General features: G+C 49.4%; 2 pseudogenes. Both read right to left on the bottom strand.

The window, feature by feature from the left end:
- Window positions 1–652 precede the first annotated feature (652 nt).
- Window positions 653–718, bottom strand: a pseudogene (locus ACW5W8_RS23705) (SEC-C metal-binding domain-containing protein); the annotation flags it as partial.
- A 44-nt stretch (window positions 719–762) separates the two neighbouring features.
- A pseudogene (locus ACW5W8_RS23700) lies at window positions 763–933 on the bottom strand (restriction endonuclease subunit S); the annotation flags it as partial.
- Window positions 934–1162: the final 229 nt, after the last annotated feature.

The raw sequence follows: 1162 nt of genomic DNA, 5'->3' as shown, positions 1-1162 counted from the left end.
GAGCGTTACGGGAGGGGCGTGAATATCAAAGCATGTTTGCATGAGGCGCTGGGGCACCCCATGCAACACGTAATTGGGACATAGCCTTAAAAAAGGCCTGTATCCCGGCCGCCTGATACTGTTGTTGCGCGGCTTTTTTAACATGATAGCGACCGCTGCGGCGATAAATAATGCCGCTGAGTTCGGCTAACACTCTGGTGTAGTGCAGGGCATTGAATTTGTCTTCGTTATTGCCGGTAAACTCACAGAGAGTGAAGTCAGGTTTGCATTGTGCCACGGCAAACTCCGGCAATAGTGCACAGGCCTGTTTGACCAATTTCATCGGCAAGTTGCCTTTGCTGGTGGCGTTGAATGACCCGGATTGCGCCATGGCCTCATCAAGCATCAGGCCCAGATAGCGCATCACCGGGCTGGCAGCAAGATCGTCTGGGGTGCTGATGGTGAGCCACTGTAATTGATCGAACGGGGCATACAGCCAATTGGCCATTTGGGTGGGCGTCACCCCACAAAAATCGGGATGCGGTTGATTATTACGCTCCGCCATTTTGTGCTGTAACGCCACATTGAGTTCATCCAGGCTCAAATTGGGGTTCATGGCCAATATGGCGGCGACCTCATCCTGCACGTCGGCATGCAGCTTGCCCTCGCGGCTCATACAACAACGTTTAAATTTATTACCACTGCCACAGGGACAAGGATCGTTACGACCGGGTTTCATCATCAATACCTCTTATCATCGGACGAAGGTCAGCAGGGGGCTTATCAGACCAGGGCATCTTCCACCAGCGCATCGCTCAGGGCAAGCTGGGTCTGCTGGCTGGTTTGCAGGCGGTATTGAAGATGGTCGCAGAGGGCCATGAGTTCATCCACTTTGGCAACAATACGCTGTTGCTCTTCTAGTGGAGGCAAAGGGATCTTGAGGTTTTCCACATCACCAACTCGTAAATGTTACCGTCAATCCCACTGCATGCAGAGATGTGCCTTCCAAGAAGTGCAGTTCAGCTAGAGCAAGAAGTAAGAAGTAAGAAGTAAGAAGTAAGAAGTAAGAAGTAAGAAGTAAGAAGTAAGAAGTAAGAACTAAGAACTAAGAACTAAGAACTAAGAACTAAGAACTAAGAACTAAGAACTAAGAACTAAGAACTAAGAACTAAGAACTAAGAAC

The organism is Aeromonas aquatilis (assembly GCF_054052405.1).
This window is presented reverse-complemented; position numbering and strand designations above follow the sequence as displayed.